The sequence below is a fragment of the Psittacicella gerlachiana genome (assembly GCF_003585965.1).
Classification (GTDB): domain Bacteria; phylum Pseudomonadota; class Gammaproteobacteria; order Enterobacterales; family Psittacicellaceae; genus Psittacicella; species Psittacicella gerlachiana.
This window is the reverse complement of the sequence record NZ_NRJF01000243.1, coordinates 1-2606: the sequence shown is the minus strand read 5'-3', so window position 1 is coordinate 2606 and position 2606 is coordinate 1. Positions and strand designations below refer to the sequence as shown.

1 protein-coding gene is annotated in these 2606 nt (G+C 33.3%); it reads left to right on the top strand.

Annotated elements, in window-relative coordinates; translation table 11 throughout:
* Nucleotides 1-320 precede the first annotated feature (320 nt).
* Nucleotides 321-2252 carry a tRNA uridine-5-carboxymethylaminomethyl(34) synthesis enzyme MnmG gene (mnmG, locus tag CKF59_RS07155; RefSeq protein ID WP_119535244.1) on the top strand — a complete coding sequence of 644 codons (1932 nt, stop codon included), beginning with the start codon at nucleotides 321-323 and terminating at the stop codon, nucleotides 2250-2252.
* Nucleotides 2253-2606 lie beyond the last annotated feature (354 nt).

The following is a 2606-nucleotide window of genomic DNA, read 5'->3' as shown; positions in this document are numbered from 1 at the left end:
TAATGTTATATCATCAAATATAAAAAAATCAAAATAAAAATAAACAAAATTGTAAATCTAAAAAATTAATTCTATCTAATCTTATTTATTACAAATTAATTGTGGATATTACTTACACTCTTTAAGGTAAACTAAGGAAAAACAAAGATTTTTTATATTTTATCTCTTAGCAAGCTTCTTGAATTTTTACTTAATGTGATATAATAATCTAATTTAATATAGGCAAACTTGCAGCATTATTTAGATAATTTTTCACAAAATTATCCAAGTAATGCTCTAAGTTTTGTAAAATCAGATCTTAATATTTTTTCAACCTCTTTATGCTTTACAATAAAAAATACGATGTAATCGTGATTGGGGGAGGACACGCAGGTACTGAAGCTTGTTTAGCTTCAGCACGCATGGGGTTAAAAACTCTTCTCCTAACTCACAACATAGATACTTTAGGTCAAATGTCATGTAACCCTGCTATCGGAGGCATAGGTAAAGGACATTTAGTAAAAGAAATTGATGCCATGGGTGGTCTAATGGGAATTGCTGCAGACCATTGTGGAATTCAATTTCGTACGCTAAACTCTTCTAAAGGACCAGCAGTAAGAGCAACACGTGCTCAAATTGATCGCTCTTTATATCGAAACTTTGTTCGCAACTTTTTATGTAATCAAGAAAATTTAGATATCTTCCAACAAGAAGTGGTAGATATTCGCATTGAAAATGATGAAGTAAAAAGTGTGATTACCAAAATCGGCTTAGAATTTGAGACCACCACTGCAGTTCTCACTACTGGTACTTTCCTTGGTGGAAAAATCCACGTAGGTATGGAAAACTACACCGGCGGAAGAGCTGGAGATCCAGCTTCAATTTCTCTAGCAGAGCGTTTACGTAACTTAAATCTTCGTGTTGGACGTCTCAAAACTGGTACGCCTCCAAGAATTGATATCCGTACTATTGACTTTAGTCAATTAGGGGTTCAAGAAGGAGATCAAGGTGAACTTCCTGTATTTAGTTTTATGGGATCAGTAGAACAACATCCTCAACAAATCCCTTGTTACATGACCTATACTAATGAGCAAACTCATCAGGTTATTCGTGATAACCTTGATCGTTCACCAATGTATGCAGGAGTTATTGAAGGGGTAGGTCCACGCTACTGTCCATCAATTGAAGATAAAATTGTCCGCTTTGCCGATAAAGACAAACACCAAATTTTCCTTGAACCAGAAGGATTAGATTCTACTGAAATCTATCCAAATGGAGTTTCAACTTCACTGCCTTTTGATGTACAAGTAAAAATTATTAATTCTATGCTGGGTCTAGAAAACGCACGTATTATGCGTCCTGGCTATGCGATTGAATACGATTATTTTGATCCACGAGACCTTAAACTTTCTCTAGAAAGCAAAAAAATCAGCAATCTTTTTATGGCTGGTCAAATTAATGGAACTACGGGATACGAAGAAGCAGCAGCTCAAGGATTACTTGCAGGAATCAATGCTGCTCTACGTTGTCAAAATAAAGAAGCTTGGTATCCAAAACGTAATGAAGCTTACTTAGGAGTTTTAATTGACGACCTTTGTACTTTAGGAACTAATGAACCTTATCGTTTATTTACTTCCCGTGCAGAATATCGTCTGCTTCTAAGAGAAGATAATGCTGACTTACGTTTAACTCCAAAAGCTCAAGAGTTAGGTTTAATTAGTGCTGAACGTTGGCAACGCTTCCAAGAAAAACTCAACAACATTAAAGAGGAAACCGCAAGATTAAAAGAAATTTGGATTCATCCTCATGTTGAAAATATCGAAGCAATCAATCAACTTCTTAATGCTCCTTTAACTAAAGAAGCGAATGGAATTGAATTATTAAAGCGTCCTGATATGAACTATGAAAAACTTTGTCAAATTACTCAATTTGCTCAAGGTAAACTTAATGATCAACAAGCAGCTCTGCAAGTTGAAATCAATAGCAAATATCAAGGTTATATTGATCGCCAATTAGAAGAAATCGCACGTTTAGAGCGTAATGAAAATACTGAAATTCCTGAAGACTTTTCATATCGTACTATTTCAGGTCTTTCAAATGAAGTTATTTCTAAACTAGAGAATTTTAGACCACAAACCATTGGTCAAGCTTCACGCATTTCAGGAATTACTCCGGCGGCAATTTCAATTCTTTTAGTTTACTTAAAAAAATATAGCCAAGCTAATGGTTCAACTCTTCCAGGTGGTATTGCTAAAAGCACCTTAGAAGATTAATAAAATTTGAGGTTAGGATAAGCAAATCCTAACCTCTTATTTTATTCTTATCTTTTTGCTCTCACTTTTTACTAACATTCTTCTCTTACTTTTTTTTACTAACTTTTTTTCTCCCCCTCTTTCACACTTTAACTTTTATTCTATTTTTTATTCATTAAACTAACAGTTATAACTAGTCTCGCTTTAGCAACCTAATTAAAATAACTAACAAATGAAAGGTAAATATTTAAAATAAAACTAACATTTGATAACTTAATATCAAAAAACAAATCCTTATTGAAAACTAAGGGTATAAAAACTGGGCGTTTTTTTAAAAAAAATTATAAACCAACCTCACTAAAAATAACATTTGCA